Genomic DNA, 21,256 nt, shown 5'->3' on the forward strand with positions numbered 1-21,256 from the left:
ACCGTCCGCTTGCGGGGGAGAGGAGCGGAGCTCATGACCGACGAGCGGGAGATGCTGCGCGAGACCGTGGCCGCCCTGGTGGCCAAGCACGCAAGTCCAGCCGCGGTGCGAGCGGCGATGGGATCCGGCCGCGGCTATGACGAGGCCCTGTGGCGGCTGCTGTGCGAACAAGTCGGCGCCGCCGTCCTGGTCGTCCCCGAGGAGCTCGGCGGCGCCGGCGGCGAATTGGCCGACGCGGCGACGGTCTTGCAAGAACTGGGCCGGGCGCTGGTGCCCTCCCCGCTGCTGGGCACCACGCTGGCGGAACTGGCTCTGCTGGCCGCGCCCGAGCCGGACGCCGAGACGCTCACCCGGCTCGCCGAGGGCACCTCGATCGGCGCGCTGGTCCTCGACCCCGACTTCGTGGTCAACGGTGACATCGCCGACGTCGTCGTCGCCGCGATAGACGGCCAACTGAGCAGGTGGACTCGCTTCACCGCGCAGCCCGTCGCCACCATGGATCCCACCCGCCGGCTGGCCCGCATGCAGCCGCAGGAAACCCGGACGATCGGCGCCGACCCGGGGCTGGCCCACTCGGCGGCAGTCTTGCTGGCCGCCGAGCAGATCGGCGCCGCCGAACGCTGCCTGGAGCTGACCGTCGAATACACCAAGAGCCGAGTGCAATTCGGTCGCCCGATCGGCAGCTTCCAGGCACTCAAGCATCGGATGGCCGATCTGTATGTGATGGTCGCCGCGGCGCGATCCGTCGTCGCCGACGCCTGCAATGAACCCACACCCGCCAATGCGGCCACCGCACGACTCGCTGCCTGCGAAGCGCTCAGCGCCGTGGCCGCCGAGGGCATCCAGTTGCACGGTGGCATCGCGATCACCTGGGAGCATGACATGCACCTGTATTTCAAACGGGCACACGGCAGTACGCACCTGCTGGATTCGCCACGAAACTTGCTGCGGCAGTTGGAGTCCGAGGTGCTCCCCGCACCATGACCCATCGTGTTGCCCGGCGCGCGGGCATTCCGCCGTTTCACGTGATGGATGTCTGGCTGGCGGCCGCCGAGCGCCAGCGCACCCACGGCGATCTGGTCAACCTCTCGGCAGGTCAGCCCAGCGCGGGTGCGCCCGAACCGGTACGTGCCGCGGCGGCCGCCGCCCTGCACCTCAACCAACTGGGATACACGGTGGCACTGGGCATTCCGGAGCTGCGTGCCGCGATCGCGGCGGACTACGAGCGCCAGCACGGCATCACGGTCGGCCCCGACGCCGTGGTGGTCACCACCGGTTCTTCGGGCGGCTTCCTGCTCACCTTCCTGGCATGCTTCGACGTCGGCGACCGGGTCGCGATGGCCAGCCCCGGCTATCCGTGTTATCGAAACATCCTGTCGGCGTTGGGATGTGAAGTGGTGGAGATACCGTGCGGGCCCGCGACCCGGTTTCAGCCCACCGTGCAGATGCTCGCCGAACTCGACCCGCCGGTGCAGGGGCTGGTCGTGGCCAGCCCGGCCAATCCCACCGGCACCGTAATCCCGCCCGCGGAGCTGTCGGCGATCGCTTCGTGGTGCGACGAATCCCGGGTCCGGCTGGTCAGCGATGAGGTCTATCACGGCCTGGTGTACGAAGGGGCACCGCAGACCAGCTGCGCTTGGCAGACCTCACGAAACGCGGTGGTGGTCAACAGCTTTTCCAAATACTACGCAATGACTGGCTGGCGACTCGGTTGGCTGCTGGTGCCGACGGAGCTGCGCCGGGCGGTCGACTGCCTCACCGGCAACTTCACCATCTGCCCGCCGGTGTTGTCGCAGATTGCCGCGGTATCGGCGTTCACCCCCGAGGCGACCGCAGAAGCCGACGACAATCTGCGGCACTATGCGCTCAACCGCTCGATGCTGCTCGACGGCCTGCGTCGCATCGGGGTTGACCGGCTGGCACCCACCGACGGCGCGTTCTACGTCTACGCCGATGTCTCGGACTTCACCACCGACTCGTTGGCCTTCTGCTCGAGGTTGCTGGCCGACACCGGTGTGGCGATCGCACCAGGCGTGGACTTCGACACTTCGCGGGGCAACTCGTTTGTCCGGATGTCGTTCGCCGGGCCGACCAGCGACATCGAAGAAGCTCTGCGCCGAATGCGGTCCTGGCTGCCGGGCCGCTAGGTGTTGGGCCGGTGCTCAGCAGGTGCCCCGTTAGCCCCGCTATCAGCGACAAATCGAGGCGCACAACGGGTTTGCCGCCGTCAGCGGTCGTGCTATGCAGTCGCCCTTCGCCCGCCCCCGAAACAGACTTGGTCGATGCGGGCTTCGAGGGCGCTGCGTTCGCCGAGATCGGCCACGTTGATCCCGAAGCGCCCGCTCAGCGTGTCGACAACCGCGACCGCGTCCTCCAGCACGGTCTTCTCGGTCCGGCCGCCTCGATGGACCGCCAGGATCCGGCCCGTCAAGTTCCACCGCGCGTCGTCGGTCACGGTGGCAGCCATCAAGCCGGTGACGAAATGCGACGACGGGTGCGTCGAGACAAACCAACTGCCCACCTTCAGGTCGATCGGCGGCCGGCTGACCGTGCTGAATTCATAGAGCGGCTGCCACTCGTCGCGAACCAGCGCCTGCAGCACCAGCCCGTCGCCGCGGTCGTCGAGCCGATACGGTTCATGCGTCGTTTGCTGGATGCATCGGGTCTGCAGCCGCAGCGGCGACGTCGGCGTCTGGCCCCCGAAACCGACGTCCACCAGATACGGACCGTCCGAACCGGGAAAAGTCACCGCGAGCACGGTATGCGTCTGTGCCGGCAGCGGCGCATCCGGCGGCGCCATCCACACCACCCGCCCGGCCAGCCGCCGCGGCCGAAATCCGAGTTCGGCCAGCACTTCACCGATCAGACCGTTGTGCTCGTAGCAGTAACCGCCGCGGCGCCGGTGGACGAGCTTGTCCATCAGCGATTCCGGGCTCAAGTCGTCGACCGGCACCCCCATCAGCGGATCGAGGTTCTCGAACGGAATCGCCCGGGTATGGGCGCTCACCACCGCCCGCAGCACCGCCAAGGTGGGTTCGGTAGGACCGCGATAGCCGATGCGTTCGAAGTACGTGTTGAGATCCAGCGTCATAGAGCCATTTTGCTGGCCGGCGCACGACTTCGACAGCATATACCCAAGGGGGTATCATTGCGTCAGTTCGCCCGACATCGGGAAAGCTGCAGAAGGAGGAGCCAGTGGCTGACGTCGAGCTCTACATCGATCCGGTATGCCCATTCGCCTGGGCCGCTTCGCGATGGCTGCTCGATGCCGCGCACAAGACGGACACACCGGTCACGCTGCGGCAGATGAGCCTGGCCGTACTCAACGAGGGCAACGACCTCAACCCGAAACAGCAGCAGATGATGGATCGGTCACGACGGCTCGGTCGGCTGTTCGCCGCGGTCGCCGGCCAACATGGGCCGGACGCATTCGCGCGGCTATACGACTCGGTCGGCGCCCGTATCCATGTGCGTGGGAAAGAGATGTCGCCCGATGAGGTCCGCAAATCGCTGGCCGAATGCGGACTTGACGAATCGCTGGTCGAATCGCTTGACGACAGCGCCCTCGACGAGGCCGCCAGGCGCGCGCACCAAGCCAGCCAGAACGCACTGGGCGGCTCGGCCGGCAGCCCGATCATCGCGGTCGACGGGCGCGGGTTCTTTGGACCGGTGCTGACCGGGATACCCGGCAGCGACGACGGCATCCGCCTGCTCGAGGCCGTCCTCACCGCCGCGACCACGCCCGAATTCGCCGTGCTGCAGCGGCCTTATCAGGGGCCGCCCGTTCTCGAGGAGGCTCGCTGAATGTGCCACGCCGTGAGGTGCCGCACCTGCGGGAAAGTGACGTGGGCCGGTTGCGGCGCGCACGTCGATCAGGTTCGCGCGGCGGTGCCGGAATCGCAGTGGTGCCCAGGTCACCCGAACCAATCCCCCAAGCGCTTGTGGCATCCGCGGCGGACCTAGCAGCAGCAGCATCAACGGGGCCCTAACTACTATCTACGTACGTAGGTAGTATTTTGGTGACTGCCGACCGCGAAGTCTCGCCAATTCGACGGAAAGGGATCACCATGCCACGGCACCTGATCGCCTCGCTTGCCGTCGCTGCTGCTGCCGCGACGATCGTGACAGCCTGCGGCTCTTCCGGGGCACGATCTGATCCGGCCAATACGCCGGCGTCGTCATCCAGCAGACCCGCCGGCCCGAGCGCACGCGTACCTGCCCAACTGCAGTTCACCGCCAAAACAATTGATGGGCATACGTTTTCGGGTGACAGTTTGGCGGGAAGAGCCGTGGTGTTGTGGTTCTGGACGCCCTGGTGCCCAAAGTGCCAGCATGAAGCACCGATCGCGGCGGACGTCGCCGCGGCGCACCCGCGTGTGACGTTCGTGGGGGTAGCCGCGCGCGACCAGGTTTCGGCGATGCAGGGTTTCGTAGACAAATACCAATTGAGCGGTTTCACTCAGTTAGCCGATACCGATGGGGTGGTCTGGACCAGATTCGGCGTAACGCAGCAACCGGCGTGGGCGTTCGTCAGCGCCAACGGCGACGTCGACGTCGTCAAAGGTTCGCTGACTCAGTCGGAACTGAACGAGCGGGTCGACGGGCTGGTCAGCCGGTGATCGATACCACAGCACTGAGCTTTGCCCTGGGCGCCGGACTGGTAGCTGCCCTGAATCCATGTGGATTTGCTTTCCTGCCAAGCTATTTGGGCTTGGTGATCGCCGGTAGTCAGGGAGTCTCACGTCCGACAGCCCTGGTCCGCGCCGGCGCCGCGACCGCGGGAATGTCCGTCGGATTCCTGACGGTCTTCGGCATTTTCGGGCTACTCGTCGCACCGGTGATCGCGTCGGCCCAAAGGTACCTGCCGTTTGCCACCGTGGTCATCGGGGTCCTCCTGGTGGCGTTGGCTGTCTGGCTGCTGGCCGGAAAGGACGTCAGTCTCATCCTGCCGAAACGCGCGGGTGGTACTCCGACGACGCGGCTGACCTCCATGTACGGCTACGGCGTGGGTTACGCGATTGCGTCACTTTCGTGCACGGTTGCACCGTTTCTCGCCGTCATCAGCACCACGTTCAGACAGGGCGCCGTGCTTTCGGGCGTGCTGGCTTTCGTCGCGTACGCGGGCGGAATGACGATCACGGTGGGGGTGGCAGCGCTGACGGTTGCCCTGGCCGGCTCCGCGGCCACCGCGGCGTTTCGCCGTGTTCTGCCCTACGTAGGCCGAATAGTCGGCGTAATCGTGCTGCTGACTGGGCTATATGTCACGTATTACGGCTACTACGAACTGCGGCTGTATTTTGCCAATGCCGAAGCCGACGACCCCGTGATCGGGGCCGCTAACGCCGTGCAGGACCGGCTGATTCAGTTGGTCGACGGGCTGAGCCCATGGTCCCTCGTGGGCGCCTTGGCTGCGCTGGTCGCCGTGGGAGTGGGCTGGCATACCCTCGTTCGATGGCGCGCCCCGAACCGCAATGCGATCGTCACAGATGACAGACAAGCCCCAGCGCCAAGGGAGTGATTACCGCAAAACCAATTGCCGTAGCGAGAATTACCCGCTCATGCAAACGCCTGCGGCGCGATATCGGGTTGGTGAGCCGGCTCGCGCGGGCCAGCGTGGCGGTGCCCGCCGCGCCGAGCGCCGTCGACGCCATCGCCGGCGGCGCCCCCGACAACGCCAGCAGTCCGCGTAGCAATGCCATCTTCCCGTGACGTCGCACCGCGACATCATCAGCACACATCTCCAGCAAGTCCGCCACCATTTCCGCTGCCGTGCAAAACAGCGTTAATCGCGGCAAGCTCGCAGCAATCGCCCGCAGCACCATGAGCAGCTCGTGATGGCGACCGGCCAGGTGAGCGTACTCGTGCGCCAGCACAGCCGCCAGCTGCGGCTCGTCGAGCCGGTCCAGGGCAGCGGTGGTGACCACCACGACAGAGTCGGGGCGGCCAGTAACGCAATAGGCAGCGGGATGCGGCGCCGGAACAACTACCAGGTCAGGCCGGCCATACCTGTTACCGCCGCCGCCGATCACCCGAGCAGTAGATGCGTGCAGGAGACTGCGTGATCGTTGCCGCAGCCACTGATATGCGACGCGCCAGCTGACGACGGTGGTGGCCAGCAGGCTGGCCAACGACAGACAGATCGCCATGGCCGACGCAATTGCGTGCGGCAATCCCAGCTGGCCGGTGACCCCTAACGCCTTGAAGCACAAAGTTGGTTCCCTGTGGCGCCAGATGCTGTAGAGCACTGCGGCGCAAAGGAACACGAGCGCAGCCAACCACGCTGCAACCGCAGCAACCACCGCTGTCAGCCAGCAAGCCACGGCAAGCTGAGGGCGCACACCCGTGCCGGTGACACGTCGCAGCAGGAGGGGGCCGAGCCACGTCAACATCGACGCATAAAGGAGCAACAAAAGAGCCGCGTTCACGATTCTTGCCGATCAATGAAACGGCGCAGCGCGTCGCGGACCCGCGCCGCTTCATCCTCGTCCATCTGCTTGAGAAAAAACGTCAGCACCAAGTCCGAATCACCCCCGGTATCGAAAGCATCACGCATCAATCTGGCCGAATGTTCCTCGCGGGTCATAGTCGGCCAATAGCGGAAAGCCTTGCCCACCCGTTCCCGCTGCAACCAGCCTTTGCGGTGCAAGTTGTCCATGGTGGACATAACCGTCGTGTAGGCGATCTGGCGGTCATGCGCCAAGTCGTCAAGAATATCCCGCACGGTGACGACCTCGCCGCGGTTCCACACGCGGTCCATGATCACCGCCTCGAGCTCGCCGAAACGCCGAACCTGCACAGCTTTCTCTCTCGTACCCTTGGAATTGTCGACGGCTACAACAGTAGCCACATCTCTCGCGGCTCGCGCAGAGCCGCCCGAAAAGCCGCTGAGCAGTGGGCAATTCTCGCGTAACCGGCACCACAACCGATTTCAGCGAGCGCTAAGGCGCGGTGTCGCCGATCGACCGGCACTGCTTGCCCCGGGGATGCCGGAAGGCAGCCACCCGGCGAAAGCGATTCGGCAACGATTGCCACCGAACAGTATGCCCATGAGGTCATATTCGCTACGCTTGACTCGCGACTCTCACGGCATGGAGGTAGAGCGCCAAGACATGGCTGAAGACCCGGGGGCTGCCGGCTCGGCACCCGCACAGAGCGGGATCGCCGCGGAGTTGGCCGGCGCCGGATTCGAGGACGCGCGCCAGGTGGCTCGAGGCGGCGCCGGGGTGGTGTACCGCTGTCGCGAGACGGCGCTGGGACGAAATGTCGCGGTCAAAGTGCTGCCGTCGCATTTCGACGACGACAGCAGGGAACGTTTCCTGCGTGAGGGCTACGCGATGGGCGGGCTCTCGGGGCATCCGAACATCGTCAACATCCTGCGGGTCGGCATCACCGAAAGCGACCGGCCCTACATCGTGATGCCCTACTACGCGGCGGATTCGCTGGCGGTACGGTTGCGCCGGGAGGGGCCGATCCCCTGGCCGGAGGCGTTGGAGATCGGCGTGAAATTGTGCGGGGCACTGGAAACCGCGCACCGGGCCGGCACCTTGCACCGCGACATCAAGCCGGCGAATGTCCTGGTCAATGATTACGGCGAGCCGCAGTTGACCGACTTCGGGATCGCCCACATCGAGGGCGGCTTTGAAACGGCGGTCGGGTTCTTCTCCGGCACAATCGACTACACCGCGCCCGAGGTGATGACCGGTAATCCGGCGACGGTCGTCGCCGACGTCTACTCGCTGGGCGCCACACTTTATGCGCTGATCGCGGGCAGCGCCGCACACGAACGCAAGAAGGGCGAAGACCTCGTCGCGCAATACCTGCGGATCAGTTCCACCGGGGTTCCGGACCTGCGTCCCGACGGAATCCCGGATGCGGTGTGCTCGGCGATCGAGAAGGCGATGTCCATCGACCCGGCCGAACGGCCCGCGTCGGCCGCCGAACTCGGCCGTGAGCTGCAGGCGGCGCAGCGCCGCAACGGCTTGAAGCCCGCGTCGATGGCGATCACCAACATGCGTGCGCGCAGCACCGATACCTCAACGGATGTCCCCGAAACGCCTCCGGTATCGCCCGCGATACTGAGCCCGGAGGCTCAGGTGCCGCTGCGCACGTCTTCGACCGTTCCGCTCAAGGCTCCCCAGCCCGCGGCCAAGGCGGGCGCCGCCGCGGCGATCCAACCGCCCGGCGCCGCGGGGCAAGGGCCGTCCTCGTTGCTGCCGTCCCAGTCCGACGATCACCAGCGATCACCGAGAACAGACACCGCCTTTCGGGCCGGGCACCTCGGTGACACCCAGGCGCAGCTTCGGGCCCCGTCGAGCACGGCGGAGTCGCCCCGGCGGCCCGCGGAATGGACCGGCGCCACCCCTCCGATCGAGCCGCCGAACGGTCCGGGGCAAGAAAGCGCGGCGGGTCCGGCCGCGCCTGACAGGCCCGCCGTATGGAAGCCGCCGCGGGGACGGGTGGCGTCGTGGTTCGCCGAGCCGGACAAGAAGCGCAACCGCATCCTGTTGACCGCGGCGGCGGCCATCGCCGTGGTGCTGTTGGTGGCCGGCGGAGTCTTTCTGGTGGCATCGCGCGACAACGGCGCCCACCAGACCGCCTCCAGCCAACCGAGCACCCAGGCGCCCGTTCACTGGAAACCGATCACGAATGCGCGGGTCGCCCGCGATGCGGCGGCGACCACCCAAGTCGACGGCACGATCTGGATCTTCGGCGGGGTTCGGGCCGACGGCACCGTCACCGGTCTGCACGAGGGCTACGACCCCGTGATCGACAGCTGGAAGGGCGGCGACGACTTGCCGGTTCCGGTTCAGCACGCGATGGCGGTGACCTGGCAGGGCAACCCCATCGTGCTGGGCGGCTGGCGCACCGAGGGCTCCAAAAAGGTTGCCACCGACCAAGTTTGGCGTGTGGTCAACAGCCGCTGGGTGGAGCTGCCGCACCTGTTGCAGCCCCGGGCAGCCGCGGCCGCGGCGGCGGTGGGAGACCGCATCGTCGTCACCGGCGGGGTGGACGCCAACGGCGCACTGCTGAACACAACCGAGGTCTTCGACGGCAACTCCTGGACCCTTGGCGCCCCGATACCGACACCGCGACAGATGCTGGCCGCGGCCTCGGACGGAAAGCTGGTGTACGCCGTGGGCGGCAACGACGCGAGGTCCGACCTGGCGACGGTCGAGGCATACGATCCGGCCGCGAAAACCTGGACGCCGCTGCCCGAGCTGGCGCAACCACGCAGTGACCTCGGCGCCGCGATCACCGATGGACGCCTGGTGGCGGCCGGCGGGATGTCGGCGGGACAGGTCCTCAGGAGCGTGGCTGTGTTCGATCTGATGACCAGAACATGGGCCGGTTTGCCCGATATGGAGACCGCACGGCACGGGATGGCGGTCGACACGGTCGAGAAGTCGGTGTATGCGATCGGCGGCTCGACCGGCGCGGGCGACGACCAGGCGACCTCGTCGGCCGAGATGCTGAAGCTGCCCGCGCGCAAGATCCAGCCGGCGGCGCAGTGGCGGACGTTGCCGGACGCGCCGACGGCCAGGCTGATGATGGCGTGGACCGTACTGGACAACAAGATCTGGATTATGGGTGGCGTGCGGGAAGGCGTTGGGCTCACGACCGTCGAGAGCTACGACCCGCACGCCGGCGCCTGGCAACCCGGGCCGCCGCTGCCCATCCGGTTGCACCACGCGACGGCGGCAACCTACCGGGGCGAGGTGGTTGTGCTCGGCGGTGCGAGCGAAAACCTCGCGGATGCTTCCAACAAGGTGTTCGCCTTGCGCGGGAACAGCTGGGTGGAGTTGCCGAGCCTCAGCCACGCTCGGGCGGCGGCGGCAGCGGCGGTGGTTGGTGACAAGCTCGTCGTCGTCGGCGGCCAAAACGCCAAGCAGCTCGTCGCGCAGACCGAGGTTTTCGACGGCAGTTCGTGGCACGACGCGCCCGACCTGCCAACGCCCCGCGAGCATCTGGCTGCGGTGTCGGACGGCACTTACGTGTATGCGATCGGCGGGCGGTTCCTGTCGGCCGACAAGAACTCCGCGGCCTTCGAACGGTTCGACCCGCAATCGGGTAAATGGACCAAGTTGGTGGGCATGCCCACCCCGCGCGGAAGTTACGGCGCCACGTTCATCGACGGGCGAATCGTGGTGGTCGGCGGCGAGGAGCCGACGCGAGTGCTGGGAGTCGTCGAGATGTACGACATCGCAGACGGAAAGTGGAGCACGCTGCCTGCGCTGTCGACCCCGCGGCACGCCGAGGTTGTCGCGACCGTGGGCAACACCGTGTACTGCATCGGCGGCGCGGACCGGCCCACCCACGAAGGCCCCATCGCCAGCGTCGAGGCCCTCGACTTCATGTAGCGGCCGTCGCTTCGCGGGCGGTTGTGAGGTGGCGGTTGCCGGGGCGATGTGATCCGGCCGACAACGGCTTTCCCTCTCGGCTCGGTCACCACGTACAGCATGTGTGCAGGCGGCGTCTGTTTCCGGCACGTCGATGCCCCCGCAACCTCGGTCAAACCTCGTGTGATGGCGGGTGTTTCGAGTTCGGGGGACGACTCACGTGCTCACCGGGACGACTGGCATGGCCGCGGCGTCGAGTGTGCGGTGACGGCTTTGACTGTGGATATCGGGCGGACACGTCCACGATCGGCCGCCCTGACGGCACGCTCGGCGCCATCAGGGCACACTCGAGACCGTCTGAGCGCACTCGAAACCGTGAGCGTCAAGCCGGCCACACATCCGGCGCACCAGCCGCGGAGCCCCCCGAACGCTTAGCGACAAATCCGTTGCACGCCTGCTTTTGCCGCTACAAAGTGGGCAAACCGGGTACCGGCCCAGCCCGAGGCCTATGTGAACGATGCGACTGCGGCGCGCAGTGGCTCCGCGGAGCGCGTCGGCTAGATCAGCACCGCCCTAAGGCCGTCAATACCGCGCATACCGGGTCGCAAACACCTTCGCTTCGGCTGCGGCGGCCTCTTCCGGTGTCGCGACCCTCGTGGCTTTGGTCACGAATTCCATTAGGGCGGGCCGACTTTCCGGGTCCTGAAGGGGCGTTTCGGCCAAGGTGTCGAGCAGCAGCGTGTATTGGGCGGACCGGGCCCGTTGCCGCGCGAGGTGCGCGATGACCACGATCTCGTCGGCGAGTTCTTGCTCCCGCATGCTTGTCGCCCCCGTGGACAGCTCGACCCGATGGATTCTGCCACCCATATCGGTCGACACCGACACGGTCCCTTGCGGATTGGCCACCGACACCAGGCCGGACTCATGCTCTGCCGTCGTCTCGGCCAAGGGCGCAAGCGCCTCTGGATCGATATCGGCGATCTCGGCCTCGACCGGTGTTTCACCGGGAATGCCGCCGCCGGTGGAAACCCGGCGTTTCGGGCGGCCGTACAAATCCAGGGTGGACAGATCATCGAGGCAGTCATCGGTTGCGGACCAGCTCATCAGATCGTGGGTATGGCAGCCAGTCGGCTCTTGGCGCCTTGGGCGCCCGTACATATCCAGGGTGGTCAGATCATCGAGGTAGTCGTCGGTGCTGGGCCGCTCCATCATCGGGTCCTTTCGGATTGCTAGTGGCGAGGTCGACAACATCGTTGACAACTGCCGCAAGGGAATTGAACGTGCTCAGCTGGAAAACTTGATCCTCTCGACAACCTTCGCCAAGACATCGTCGGCTTCGCTATAGGCCTTGGCTGCGATACGCAGATTCGAGGCAACCTCACCGGCAAGTGTGTACAGGCTGGTGCCCACGGAGTTGCGGATGGTCACCAGCGCTGTCAGTGTGGTATTGAACTTCGACGTATACGAACCGTGGGTTGTCTCAACATCTTCGCCGATGCCTGCGACCGCTTCCGTCGCGGACTGGACATATGTTGCCGCTTGGTCTTGCGCGGTTGCGAGCACGCCAAGAAATTCCGGGTTGACGGCTAACGAATCGGACACGGCGAATTCTCCTCACGCTGAATAGTGATGCTTCCGACTGCTTTCCGGCATCCGAGCCTGATGTTCGACGGCCGATCGCATCAAAGGCTGCGCTGTTGAGTCGGTTTGGACCCGGCCGCACTGACGGGTGCACGTTCCGCACCGGCCGCACCCGCGGCCGCACCTTTCTGACCCTCGGCCTCCTTCGTAGAGCGGCGCACCAGGCCCGGAGGCATGCCGGCTTGCGGGCTCTGCGACGATTCGTCGGCCAGCTTGCCCAACGCACCCAGCTGACCGGTTGTCTGGCCGGATGCCGGCAAGCCGGTATAGCCGGCAAACCGAGTCAATAGCCCGGGCGAAATGGCCGAACCCGACGACGCGGCCACGTCGGACAATGCGGTCGAACCCGACAACGCACTCGAGCCCGGCAACGAGGTCAAGTCAGACAACGCGGTCGAACCGGACAACGAAGTCAGGCCGGACACCGACATCAAGGAAGACAAGGAGGAAAAAGCAGACAAGTCCGACAGTGAAGACAAATCTGACAAGGACAGGTCGGACAAAGACAAATCGGATATTTCCGACTTCAACGCCGAGACAACCTCGCTGACTTCGGATTTCACTTCAGAGACAATCTGGCTCACCTCGGATTCCACATCGGAGACCACATCGGAGACGAGGTCGGAAATTTCGGACTCCATGCCGGAGAGCAAGCCTTCCAACAGCGCAGCCAGGTCTTCGGTGAAGTCACTCGGCAGTTGCACCAACAGCTCGACTATTTCTTCGATACGTTCGACTAGTTTTTCGGCGTTTTCAAACGTCGTGAGCAGTAATTCCAACAAGGCGATGCCGACAGCCGTCATGGCGACGGCAGAAACCGCGGCCTGGAAGACGTACGAGTCGGGTATGGTGACGATGGCGTTGTAAAGCGCTTTAGCATAGGGCTTGCAGTCCTCGAGGAAATTTATCCACTTCTTGAGAGTCTTACGCGCCTTTTCGACCGCCTCAGCCTGGTCCGAGACCAGTGTTCCGGTAATATAGTCGACGTCAGCCATAATCTGCTCGGCGTCCTGAAGAGTTTTGCTCTTCTCCGAATATTTTTCGGCCGCAGTGCCGACCCAGTTGTCACTCAAAACGGCCGACGCCTGCGTTTCGATTGCCTCGCGGAACGTCGAGGAACTGGTGTCGAATACCTCTCCGGTGACCGGGGTTCCGACACCAAGTGTCATATACAGGGACTCGATAAAACTTATCGTGGAATTGAGGATGACAAGTGCACCCATTTTATGTCCTCACACACCTTGATCCGACGGGGTGAGCATTGAAGGCGGGGGCGCCGTTGGCCCCTGACTGCGATCGACGCATGCGGCAACACTCCGTAACACTGCAGACGAACCCGTTCACAATCACACGCCGCCGGGGCGCCCTGCGGCAATCGAACGGCAGTGGGGAATCACCATGGTGTCGAACCGGTTTGGCGCTACGGGCCGACGGGCTGTGGCGACTCCTACCCGACACAAAGGCTACAGTTACCCACGACGTTAGTCAAGTCTGGTTGACATTAATCGTGGGTCGCGTCGCCGGCCGAATGCCGCCACGGCTGTCCGGCCATCGGCACGGAATCGGTTTCAGGCCGGCATCACCGCTGCCCAGCGCGGAAGGGCCTAGAGCCAGGTGTCCTGGGTGGTAGTGGTGAGGAACGCTTCGAGGTCGTCTCGCCACTGCGCCGGCGTGGTCTTGTCCGGCTCGATGCCGGTGTAGTCCCCGCGGTAGAACAGCAGTGGCCGCGGCTTGATCTTAGGGACTTCCGACAGGGAATTGACCGCGCCGAACACGACGAAGTGATCCCCACCGTCATGTACCGAGGCAACCGTGCAGTCGATGTAAGCCAGCGACCCGTCGATGATCGGCGACCCGAGTTCGGAGAGATGCCAGTCGATCCCGGCGAATTTGTCGGGTTCCTTCGAGCCGAATCGCGCCGATACGTGCTTTTGCTTCTCGGTCAGCACGTTGACACAGAACCGGCCGGTTGCCTCGATGGCCTTCCAGGACCGCGACACCTTGGTGGGGCAGAACAACACCAGCGGCGGCTCCAAGGACAATGCCGCAAATGACTGACAGGCGAAACCGACCGGCACGGCGTCGTGCATGGTGGTGATCACCGTTATTCCGGTGCAGAACTGACCCAGCACGCTGCGGAACGTGCGTGGGTCGATCTGAGCCGACATGGCTAGCCTCGAGCGCCTACCGTGAAGTCGTGCCCCCACAAACTGACCGCGGTGCTCTCCCGGGCGATCCAATTTTCGTCGTCGACTTGCCTTCCCTCGCAACCGAATTCGACGTCGAAACCGCCGGGGGTCTTCATATAGAACGACAGCATCAGGTCGTTGACATGCCGGCCCAACGTCGCCGACATGGGCACCTTGCGGCGCAGCGCCCGGTCCAGGCACAGGCCCACGTCGTCGGAGTTCTCGACCTCGACCATCAGGTGCACGATGCCAGACGGTGTCGGCAACGGAAGAAAGGCCAACGAATGATGGCGGGGATTGCAGCCGAAGAAGCGCAGCCAGGCCGGCGGTCCCTCGGCGGGCCGGCCGACCACCTGCGGCGGCAGCCGCATCGAGTCACGCAGCTTGAAGCCGAGCACGTCGCGGTAGAAGTGCAGCGCCTCGGCGTCGTCACGAGTCGTCAGCACCACGTGACCCAACCCCTGCTCGCCGGTGACGAACTTGTGCCCGTACGGACTGACGACCCGGCGATGTTCAAGCGCGGCGCCGTGGAAGACGGCCAGCGGGTTACCCGACGGATCGGAGAACAGGATCATCTCGTCCACGCGCCGATCCGCCAGTTGGGCGGCGGTCGCTTCCTTGTACGGCGTGCCCTCCACGTCGAGCCGATCGCGGATCTCCTGCAGCCCTGCGGCATTCGCGCATTCCCAACCGGCCTCGTCCAACCGGTCCCGCTCACCCGGCACGATCACCAACCGGGCGGGAAAGTCGTCCATCCGCAGATACAGCGCCCCCTCGACACTGCCCTTGCCTTCGACCATGCCAAGCACTTTGAGACCGTACTCGCGCCAGGCGGCCATGTCGGTGGCCTCGATGCGCAGATAGCCCAGCGACCGAATGCTCACTTGGCACCTCCCAGGAAATCGATCGTCAGCTTGTTGAACTCGTCGAACTTCTCCACCTGAGCCCAATGTCCACACTGCCCGAACACATGCAGCTGCGCACGGGGAATGGTCTTCAGCGCGACCAGCGCACCGTCGAGCGGGTTGACCCGATCCTCGCGGCCCCAGATCAGCAGCACCGGCTGACGCAGCCGATACACCTCGCGCCACATCATGCCGAGCTCGAAGTCGGACCCGGAGAACGACTTTCCCATCGCCCGCGTAGCCGCCAACGACTCCGGCGTGCTGGCCAGTTCGAAACGCTGATCCACCAGCTCGGGAGTGATCAGCTTCTGGTCGTAGACCATGACCCGCAGGAACGCCTCGAGGTTTTCCCGGGTGGGTTGGACCGAGAACTTCCCCAGCCGCTTCACCCCTTCGGTCGGGTCGGGGGCGAACAGGTTGATGCTCAGCCCCCCCGGGCCCATGAGCACCAGGCGTCCGGCGCGGTCGGGGAAGTCCAGCGCGAACCGCACCGCGGTGCCGCCGCCCAGCGAATTACCTACCAGCGGAACCCGACCCAGCCCCAGCTGGTCGAAGAGCCCCTTGAGAGCGGTGGCGGCATAGCGGTTGAACTGCCCGTGCTCGGCCCGCTTGTCGGAGTGGCCGTATCCGGGCTGGTCGACGGCCAGCACGTGGAAATGCTTGGCCAGCACCGCGATATTGCGGGCGAAGTTGGTCCAGCTGGACGCGCCCGGCCCGCCGCCGTGCAGCAGCACCACCGTCTGGTCGTTGCCGACACCGGCCTCGTGGTAGTGCAGTTTCAGCGGTCCGTCGACGTCGACTTCGGCGAAGCGCGACGTGGATTCGAAGGTGACTTCCTGCGTCGTCGCCGTCATCAGACCATGGTGTCGCCGGGCGGCAACCCGAACTCGTGGTTCCCGAAGATCACGTACGCCCGCTCCGGATCGTTGGCCGCATGCACCCGGCCGGCGTGCGCGTCACGCCAAAAGCGTTGAATCGGAGCCTCGTTGGACAGCGCAGTGGCGCCGGACGCCTCGAACAGCCGGTCGATCGAGGCGATCGACCGCCCGGTGGCACGCACCTGGTCACGGCGGGCCCGGGCCCGCAGCTCGAACGGGATCTCCTTGCCGGCGGACAACAACGCGAATTCGTCACCGACGTTGCCGATCAGCTGGCGCCAGGCGGCGTCGATGTCGCTGGCCGCCTCCGCGATGCGGACCTTGGCGAACGGGTCGTCCTTGGCCTTCTCCCCGGCGAATGCCGCCCGCACCCGCTTGCCCTGGTGTTCCACGTGCGCCGCGTAGGCACCGTAGGCCATGCCCACAATGGGCGCCGATATTGTGGTGGGATGCATTGTGCCCCAAGGCATTTTGTAGACGGCGGCGGTGTTGGTCTGCAGGCCGCCGGCGGTGTGGTCGTTCATCGCCTTGTAGGACAGGAATCGGTGCCGCGGCACGAACACGTCCTTGACCACCAGGGTGTTGCTGCCGGTGCCCTTCAGGCCGACCACGTACCACACGTCGTTGATCTCGTATTCGGTGCGCGGGATCAAGAAGCTGCCGAAATCGACCGGCCGGCCGTCCTTGATCACCGGGCCGCCGACGAATGTCCAGGTGGCGTGATCGCAGCCCGACGACCAGTTCCATGACCCGTTGACCAGGTAGCCGCCGTCGACCACGACACCGGCGCCCATCGGGGCGTACGACGACGAGATCCGCACGCTGGGGTCTTCGCCCCAGACCTCTTCCTGGGCCCGTTGGTCGAACTGCGCCAGATGCCAGTTGTGCACGCCGATGATCGAACTCACCCAGCCGGTGGAACCGCAGGCGCTGGCCAGTCGGCGGGTGGCCTCGAAGAACAACGTGGGATCGCACTGCAGTCCTCCCCACTGCTGCGGCTGCAGGAGGGTGAAGAAACCGGCTTCCTCGAGTGCCTTGACAGTCTCGTCGGGCAACCGCCGCAGGTCTTCGGTCGCCTGAGCGCGCTCCCGGATCTGCGGAAGCAGATCATCGATGGCAGCCAATACCGCCTGCGCATCACGCTGTTGAATGGACGTCACTTACGTTTGCCTCCTGGGAGTGCGGCCTGTTCGACGACCGGAGTGGACTTAGAAAAAGACTAGAACACGTTCCGATTTGTGTCGAGCAGGGTATTCCTGCGGCTGGTAGCGGTGCGAATCCAGTTTTCTATAACATGTTCTAGTTGAGACACACAGAGAGGTTACAGAGAGGCAGGGTATTGACCGAGGCAATCCCTGACGAACCACTCGGCAGCCACGTCCTGGAACTGCAGCTCGCCGAGGTCGTCGTCGAAACCGACGACGCACGCTCGCTGGTGTTCGCGGTGCCGGACGGGCCGGACGATCCGCAGATCCCGGCCGAGCGGCTGCGCTACGCACCCGGCCAGTTCCTGACGCTGCGCGTTCCCAGCGACCGCACCGGCTCGGTGGCCCGCTGCTACTCGTTATGCAGCTCGCCGTTCACCGACGACGCGCTCACCGTCACGGTCAAGCGAACGGCTGACGGATACGCGTCGAACTGGCTGTGCGACCACGCGCACCCCGGCATGCGGATTCACGTGTTGGCGCCGTCAGGCACCTTCGTGCCCAAGACGCTCGACGACGATTTTCTGCTGTTGGCAGCCGGCAGCGGGATCACGCCGATCATGTCGATCTGCAAGTCGGCGCTGGCGCAAGGCTGCGGACAGGTGACACTGGTCTACGCCAACCGCGACGACCGCTCGGTCATCTTCGGTGACGCGCTGCGCGAGCTGACCGCCAAGTATCCCGACCGCCTCACCGTCGTGCACTGGCTGGAGTCGCTGCAAGGGCTGCCGAGCGCCACCGCGCTGGCGAACCTGGCCGCCCCCTGTACCGAACGGCAGGTCTTCATCTGCGGACCGGGCCCGTTCATGGACGCCGCGCGCGAGGCCCTGGTGACACTGAAAGTTCCTGCCCCACAGGTGCATATCGAAGTGTTCAAATCGCTGGATTCCGATCCGTTCGCGGCGGTGAAACTAGCGGATGTCGGCGGCGACGACACTGCGCCGCCGGCAACCGCGGTGGTGGAACTCGACGGTGAAACCCACACGGTGTCCTGGCCGCGCAACGCCAAGCTGCTCGACGTGCTCCTGGCCGCCGGTCTCGACGCGCCGTTCTCCTGCCGCGAGGGCCACTGCGGCGCCTGCGCCTGCACACTGCGCGGCGGCAAAGTCAGCATGGAAGTCAACGACGTGCTGGAGCAGCAGGACCTCGACGACGGGCTGATTTTGGCCTGTCAATCTCATCCGGAATCTGATTCGGTAGAAGTGACCTACGACGAATAGTCGCGGGGGCTAGGTTTCATCCGGGCGGAAGGATGCGAGATGAAGCGGCTACTGCCGGGCGCTCCGATAGTCGCGGCGATCACCGGGGTGCTACTCGCCGTCGCGCCCGCCCCGCAATCGCAGGCGGCCAGCAACACGGCCACCACGTTGTTCCCGGTCGATGACACGACTCAGCTCGAGACACATACCTTTGTGAATTGCCACCCGAACGGCAGCTGCGACTTCGTCGCCGGCGCCGACTTACGCACACCCGACGGCGTGACCGGGTTCCCCCCCGATCTGTGGGCCCGCCAAACCACCGAGATCCGGCCGACGAACCGGCTGACCTACCTCGACGCCCACGCCACCGGCCAGTTCGAGCGGGTGATGAAGGCGGGCGGCTCGGACGTGATCACGACCGTCTACTTCGGCGAAGGCCCGCCGGACAAGTATCAGACGACCGGCGTCATCGACTCGACCAGTTGGTCGACCGGCCAGCCAAGTACCAACGCGGGCGTCATCGTGTGCACGCACATCCAGGTCGTCTACTCCGGAGTCAACCTCACCTCGCCCAGCACCTGCGCGCAGACGAATTTCTCGTAGCGCTGTTGCCGGCCGCCGCAACGCATGAGGAGCAGTGGCGCGGCGTCGGGTTTCATCCTGCGCTGAGCGCGACGAAATCGCGGTCGGCAGCACCCTGGGCGCAGACTGGACGCTCTGATTGCAGACTCGTGCGTCATGTGCCCGTGAATGATGAGCGGGCCGTCGGATCGCTATGAGCAGCCGCGGCCCGGGGACTTATCACGGCGTCGTCCGAGGCTTGCCGAACAACCACGCGTTTCCGCCATTGCCGGCGTTGCCGCCGGCGCCGAACAACTTCCGGTGGCGGCGGCGGCGTAGGTGGCGGCGGCCGACGCCTGAGCGCTTAGCGTCTGATACGCCTGCGCATGCCCAGCAAACACGGCCGCCACCGCGCGCCGAGACGTCGTCAGCAACAGTTAATTCCGCGAAACATACCCGGTATTGATGTTGCGAACTATGTTGCGTCACTTCACTATTGAACTACCGGCGCGCGGCGGAAAGTGTAGTCCCGCGGCGCGGCCTATATGCTCAAGCACGGCGCGAAAACCACCCATCCCGAAGTAGGACCCGAAGTAGGACCCGAAGTAGGACCCGAAGTAGGACCCGAAGTAGGAGAGGTGCGGGTTGGGGTGGCGTTGAATGTCAAAGGCCTGCGGATCGCCGAAGACGGCTTCGTCCCGATTGGCGGAGGTGCCATCGTCATGGACAAGCCTCCCGGTCAGCACTTCGCGAAAATCGGTAATACACGTCATTGCCCCTGGCCCAGCGAATAGGCGGGTTGGCCGTCGAACCGATACAACCCCTCGGTCTTGATGACGTCGAATCCGGCGCGATACAGGTGGTGCAGCAACTGCAGTATGTGGCTGGGTGCGGCCGCTCCGGGGAAGGGAGACTGAAACCGCGCCCGCCAGTGATCTGTGCAAAAAGTCTCGGGGAATCCGTCCGGCCACACCTTCACACCACGGTTGGTGATCATCTGCAGCCGCAGCCAGCCGTCTCCAGCGGCCGAGACCAACGCGGCGGCCAGACCGTCCGGGCGAGCATGCGATGCGTGCAGGAACACATCGACTCCGTCGAGGGTCTTCTTCGCCCGTACCACCGGGTGCGGAGGAGCAGGCGGCCGGCGTTCGACGATGGGGTAGTCAACTGCCGCGAGCCGCTGCGGGCGGTGGCCGAGATGAGCGATCACCGCCTTGGCGAAGTCACGGGTTCCCAACGGCGCCCGCCCTGGCCCTGCGATGTCATAGGTCGCCGCCCCCGCCTCGAGGGCCGTCAGCCAGGCGTTGTGAACCGTGGCGGCGACGTCGCCCTGACCGACGTGCACCAACATCATCACCGCGCCGAGCAATAGGCCTGACGGATTTGCGACGTCCTGACCGGCTCGACGCGGTGCCGACCCGTGAATGGCTTCGAACATGGCGACGTCATCGCCGATGTTCGCCGATCCCGCCATACCCACCGAACCGGCGATCTGGGCGGCGACATCCGAGAGGATGTCGCCGTACAGGTTAGGCATCACCACCACGTCGAAGTTTTCTGGACTGTCGGTCAGCTTCGCGGCGCCAATGTCGACGATCCAGTGCTCGGCGGCGATGTCGGGGTAGTCCCCGGCCACTTCGTCGAATACCCGGTGAAACAGCCCGTCGGTCAGCTTCATGATGTTGTCCTTGGTGAAGCAGGTGACCTTGGACCGGCCATGCCGGCGGGCGTATTCGAAGGCGTAGCGGCAAATTCGCTCGCAGCCGGGCCGGCTGATGAGCTTGAGACATTGGGTGACCTCGTCGGTCTGGCGGTGCTCGATGCCGCCGTAGAGATCCTCTTCGTTCTCCCGTACGACCACCACATCCATGCCCGGGTGGCGGGTCGGCACAAACGGGGCGTAGGCCACGCAGGGCCGGACGTTGGCATAAAGTCCCAGGGTCTTACGTACGGTGACGTTTAACGACTTGAATCCCCCGCTCTGGGGCGTGGTGATCGGGGCCTTCAGGAACACCCGGGTACGCCGCAGTGATTCCCAAGCCTCCGGCTCGATGCCGGAGTTCTGACCGCGCAGGTAGGCCGCCTCGCCGATCTGCACCTCTTCGATGGCTAACCGGGCGCCGGCTTCGAAAAGTACGTCCAATGTCGCCCGCATGATCTCGGGTCCGATGCCGTCGCCGTGGGCGACCGTGACCGGCGCCGCGTTCGGTGTAGCCGGCTCGCTTACCGGCTCGGACGGGTCAGATACGCGGCATTCGGTAGTCATGGTTGCGGTGCTCCCGACTCGGTGGGCTAATATGAAAATAATAACCTGTAATTAAAAACGTGTAATACACTTCAT

General features: G+C 65.2%; 20 protein-coding genes. 8 read left to right on the forward strand and 12 right to left on the reverse strand.

Annotated features, from left to right (window positions below):
• Nucleotides 1–33: 33 nt before the first annotated feature.
• Complete coding sequence (ipdE2, locus tag MKAN_RS11485) at nt 34–984, forward strand: acyl-CoA dehydrogenase IpdE2 (protein ID WP_023368453.1); 951 nt, start codon at nt 34–36, stop codon at nt 982–984.
• Complete coding sequence (locus tag MKAN_RS11490; protein WP_023368454.1) at nt 981–2,147, forward strand: pyridoxal phosphate-dependent aminotransferase; 1,167 nt, start codon at nt 981–983, stop codon at nt 2,145–2,147. The genes ipdE2 and MKAN_RS11490 overlap by 4 nt, the downstream gene beginning before the upstream one ends.
• 92 nt (nt 2,148–2,239) lie before the next feature.
• Here the strand turns inward: MKAN_RS11490 and MKAN_RS11495 are convergent, their stop codons facing one another.
• Nucleotides 2,240–3,091: an arylamine N-acetyltransferase family protein gene (locus tag MKAN_RS11495; protein ID WP_036394484.1), complete on the reverse strand. Its 852-nt coding sequence runs from the start codon at nt 3,089–3,091 to the stop codon at nt 2,240–2,242.
• Between the two features lie 104 nt (nt 3,092–3,195).
• Between MKAN_RS11495 and MKAN_RS11500 the strand changes: the two genes are divergently transcribed.
• From MKAN_RS11500 to MKAN_RS11510, 3 genes are all read left to right on the forward strand, one after another.
• Nucleotides 3,196–3,804 (forward strand): mycothiol-dependent nitroreductase Rv2466c family protein, encoded by a 609-nt coding sequence (locus MKAN_RS11500; protein ID WP_023368456.1) that lies wholly within the window; start codon nt 3,196–3,198, stop codon nt 3,802–3,804.
• A gap of 263 nt (nt 3,805–4,067) precedes the next feature.
• Nucleotides 4,068–4,619, forward strand: a complete 552-nt coding sequence (locus tag MKAN_RS11505) for a redoxin domain-containing protein (RefSeq protein WP_023368457.1) — start codon at nt 4,068–4,070, stop codon at nt 4,617–4,619.
• Entirely contained in the window at nt 4,616–5,518 is a 903-nt protein-coding gene (locus tag MKAN_RS11510) for a cytochrome c biogenesis CcdA family protein (protein ID WP_023368458.1), read from the forward strand. The genes MKAN_RS11505 and MKAN_RS11510 overlap by 4 nt, the downstream gene beginning before the upstream one ends.
• Here MKAN_RS11510 and MKAN_RS11515 read toward each other — a convergent pair.
• Both MKAN_RS11515 and MKAN_RS11520 read right to left on the reverse strand, forming a co-directional pair.
• Nucleotides 5,481–6,209, reverse strand: coding sequence for a M56 family metallopeptidase (locus MKAN_RS11515; protein WP_225722887.1), 729 nt, complete (start codon nt 6,207–6,209; stop codon nt 5,481–5,483). The genes MKAN_RS11510 and MKAN_RS11515 overlap by 38 nt on opposite strands.
• A 212-nt stretch (nt 6,210–6,421) precedes the next feature.
• Nucleotides 6,422–6,796: a BlaI/MecI/CopY family transcriptional regulator gene (locus MKAN_RS11520; RefSeq protein WP_023368460.1), complete on the reverse strand. Its 375-nt coding sequence runs from the start codon at nt 6,794–6,796 to the stop codon at nt 6,422–6,424.
• Nucleotides 6,797–7,109: 313 nt separating this feature from the next.
• On the opposite strand from MKAN_RS11520, the gene MKAN_RS11525 reads away from it, so the two are divergent.
• Nucleotides 7,110–10,358, forward strand: a complete 3,249-nt coding sequence (locus MKAN_RS11525) for a Kelch repeat-containing protein (protein WP_036394621.1) — start codon at nt 7,110–7,112, stop codon at nt 10,356–10,358.
• A gap of 561 nt (nt 10,359–10,919) precedes the next feature.
• On the opposite strand, the gene MKAN_RS11530 is transcribed toward MKAN_RS11525, so the two are convergent.
• The 7 genes from MKAN_RS11530 to hsaA all read right to left on the reverse strand — a co-directional run bounded on the left by MKAN_RS11530 (nt 10,920) and on the right by hsaA (nt 17,110).
• A complete protein-coding gene (locus tag MKAN_RS11530; protein ID WP_051404531.1) occupies nt 10,920–11,546 on the reverse strand; it encodes a hypothetical protein in 627 nt (208 codons plus the stop codon).
• A gap of 75 nt (nt 11,547–11,621) precedes the next feature.
• Entirely contained in the window at nt 11,622–11,939 is a 318-nt protein-coding gene (locus tag MKAN_RS11535) for an ESX-1 secretion-associated protein (protein ID WP_023368463.1), read from the reverse strand.
• 80 nt (nt 11,940–12,019) lie between these two features.
• Nucleotides 12,020–13,201 carry an EspA/EspE family type VII secretion system effector gene (locus MKAN_RS11540; protein ID WP_036394481.1) on the reverse strand — a complete coding sequence of 394 codons (1,182 nt, stop codon included), beginning with the start codon at nt 13,199–13,201 and terminating at the stop codon, nt 12,020–12,022.
• A gap of 381 nt (nt 13,202–13,582) precedes the next feature.
• On the reverse strand, nt 13,583–14,146 hold the full coding sequence (gene hsaB, locus MKAN_RS11545; protein ID WP_023368465.1) for a 3-hydroxy-9,10-secoandrosta-1,3,5(10)-triene-9,17-dione monooxygenase reductase subunit: 564 nt from the start codon (nt 14,144–14,146) through the stop codon (nt 13,583–13,585).
• 2 nt (nt 14,147–14,148) lie between these two features.
• The gene (gene hsaC, locus MKAN_RS11550; protein WP_023368466.1) at nt 14,149–15,051 is read right to left on the reverse strand and encodes an iron-dependent extradiol dioxygenase HsaC; all 903 of its coding nucleotides are present in this window, start codon (nt 15,049–15,051) and stop codon (nt 14,149–14,151) included.
• Nucleotides 15,048–15,926, reverse strand: a complete 879-nt coding sequence (gene hsaD / locus MKAN_RS11555; RefSeq protein WP_023368467.1) for a 4,5:9,10-diseco-3-hydroxy-5,9,17-trioxoandrosta-1(10),2-diene-4-oate hydrolase — start codon at nt 15,924–15,926, stop codon at nt 15,048–15,050. Before hsaD ends, hsaC begins: the two co-directional genes overlap by 4 nt.
• Nucleotides 15,926–17,110 carry a 3-hydroxy-9,10-secoandrosta-1,3,5(10)-triene-9,17-dione monooxygenase oxygenase subunit gene (gene hsaA / locus MKAN_RS11560; RefSeq protein WP_023368468.1) on the reverse strand — a complete coding sequence of 395 codons (1,185 nt, stop codon included), beginning with the start codon at nt 17,108–17,110 and terminating at the stop codon, nt 15,926–15,928. The genes hsaD and hsaA overlap by 1 nt, the downstream gene beginning before the upstream one ends.
• A 179-nt stretch (nt 17,111–17,289) precedes the next feature.
• On the opposite strand from hsaA, the gene MKAN_RS11565 reads away from it, so the two are divergent.
• Together MKAN_RS11565 and MKAN_RS11570 are read left to right on the forward strand one after the other, a co-directional pair.
• Nucleotides 17,290–18,375 (forward strand): ferredoxin--NADP reductase, encoded by a 1,086-nt coding sequence (locus MKAN_RS11565; RefSeq protein ID WP_023368469.1) that lies wholly within the window; start codon nt 17,290–17,292, stop codon nt 18,373–18,375.
• Nucleotides 18,376–18,414: 39 nt separating this feature from the next.
• Nucleotides 18,415–18,957: a hypothetical protein gene (locus tag MKAN_RS11570; protein ID WP_023368470.1), complete on the forward strand. Its 543-nt coding sequence runs from the start codon at nt 18,415–18,417 to the stop codon at nt 18,955–18,957.
• Nucleotides 18,958–19,400: 443 nt separating this feature from the next.
• Here the strand turns inward: MKAN_RS11570 and MKAN_RS11575 are convergent, their stop codons facing one another.
• Both MKAN_RS11575 and MKAN_RS11580 read right to left on the reverse strand, forming a co-directional pair.
• Nucleotides 19,401–19,688: a hypothetical protein gene (locus MKAN_RS11575; RefSeq protein WP_023368471.1), complete on the reverse strand. Its 288-nt coding sequence runs from the start codon at nt 19,686–19,688 to the stop codon at nt 19,401–19,403.
• Nucleotides 19,685–21,181, reverse strand: a complete 1,497-nt coding sequence (locus MKAN_RS11580; RefSeq protein ID WP_023368472.1) for an NADP-dependent isocitrate dehydrogenase — start codon at nt 21,179–21,181, stop codon at nt 19,685–19,687. Before MKAN_RS11580 ends, MKAN_RS11575 begins: the two co-directional genes overlap by 4 nt.
• Nucleotides 21,182–21,256 lie beyond the last annotated feature (75 nt).

The organism is Mycobacterium kansasii ATCC 12478 (assembly GCF_000157895.3).
Classification (GTDB): domain Bacteria; phylum Actinomycetota; class Actinomycetes; order Mycobacteriales; family Mycobacteriaceae; genus Mycobacterium; species Mycobacterium kansasii.

Bases quoted from the DNA above. Each gene is read 5' to 3' on its own strand.
- MKAN_RS11575 (WP_023368471.1), bottom strand. From the start codon at position 19,688: ATGACGTGTATTACCGATTTTCGCGAAGTGCTGACCGGGAGGCTTGTC.
- MKAN_RS11495 (WP_036394484.1), bottom strand. From the start codon at position 3,091: ATGACGCTGGATCTCAACACGTACTTCGAACGCATCGGCTATCGCGGT.
- ipdE2 (WP_023368453.1), top strand. From the start codon at position 34: ATGACCGACGAGCGGGAGATGCTGCGCGAGACCGTGGCCGCCCTGGTG.
- MKAN_RS11580 (WP_023368472.1), bottom strand. From the start codon at position 21,181: ATGACTACCGAATGCCGCGTATCTGACCCGTCCGAGCCGGTAAGCGAG.
- MKAN_RS11505 (WP_023368457.1), top strand. From the start codon at position 4,068: ATGCCACGGCACCTGATCGCCTCGCTTGCCGTCGCTGCTGCTGCCGCG.
- hsaD (WP_023368467.1), bottom strand. From the start codon at position 15,926: ATGACGGCGACGACGCAGGAAGTCACCTTCGAATCCACGTCGCGCTTC.
- MKAN_RS11570 (WP_023368470.1), top strand. From the start codon at position 18,415: ATGAAGCGGCTACTGCCGGGCGCTCCGATAGTCGCGGCGATCACCGGG.
- hsaB (WP_023368465.1), bottom strand. From the start codon at position 14,146: ATGTCGGCTCAGATCGACCCACGCACGTTCCGCAGCGTGCTGGGTCAG.
- MKAN_RS11490 (WP_023368454.1), top strand. From the start codon at position 981: ATGACCCATCGTGTTGCCCGGCGCGCGGGCATTCCGCCGTTTCACGTG.
- MKAN_RS11540 (WP_036394481.1), bottom strand. From the start codon at position 13,201: ATGGGTGCACTTGTCATCCTCAATTCCACGATAAGTTTTATCGAGTCC.
- MKAN_RS11525 (WP_036394621.1), top strand. From the start codon at position 7,110: ATGGCTGAAGACCCGGGGGCTGCCGGCTCGGCACCCGCACAGAGCGGG.
- MKAN_RS11530 (WP_051404531.1), bottom strand. From the start codon at position 11,546: ATGGAGCGGCCCAGCACCGACGACTACCTCGATGATCTGACCACCCTG.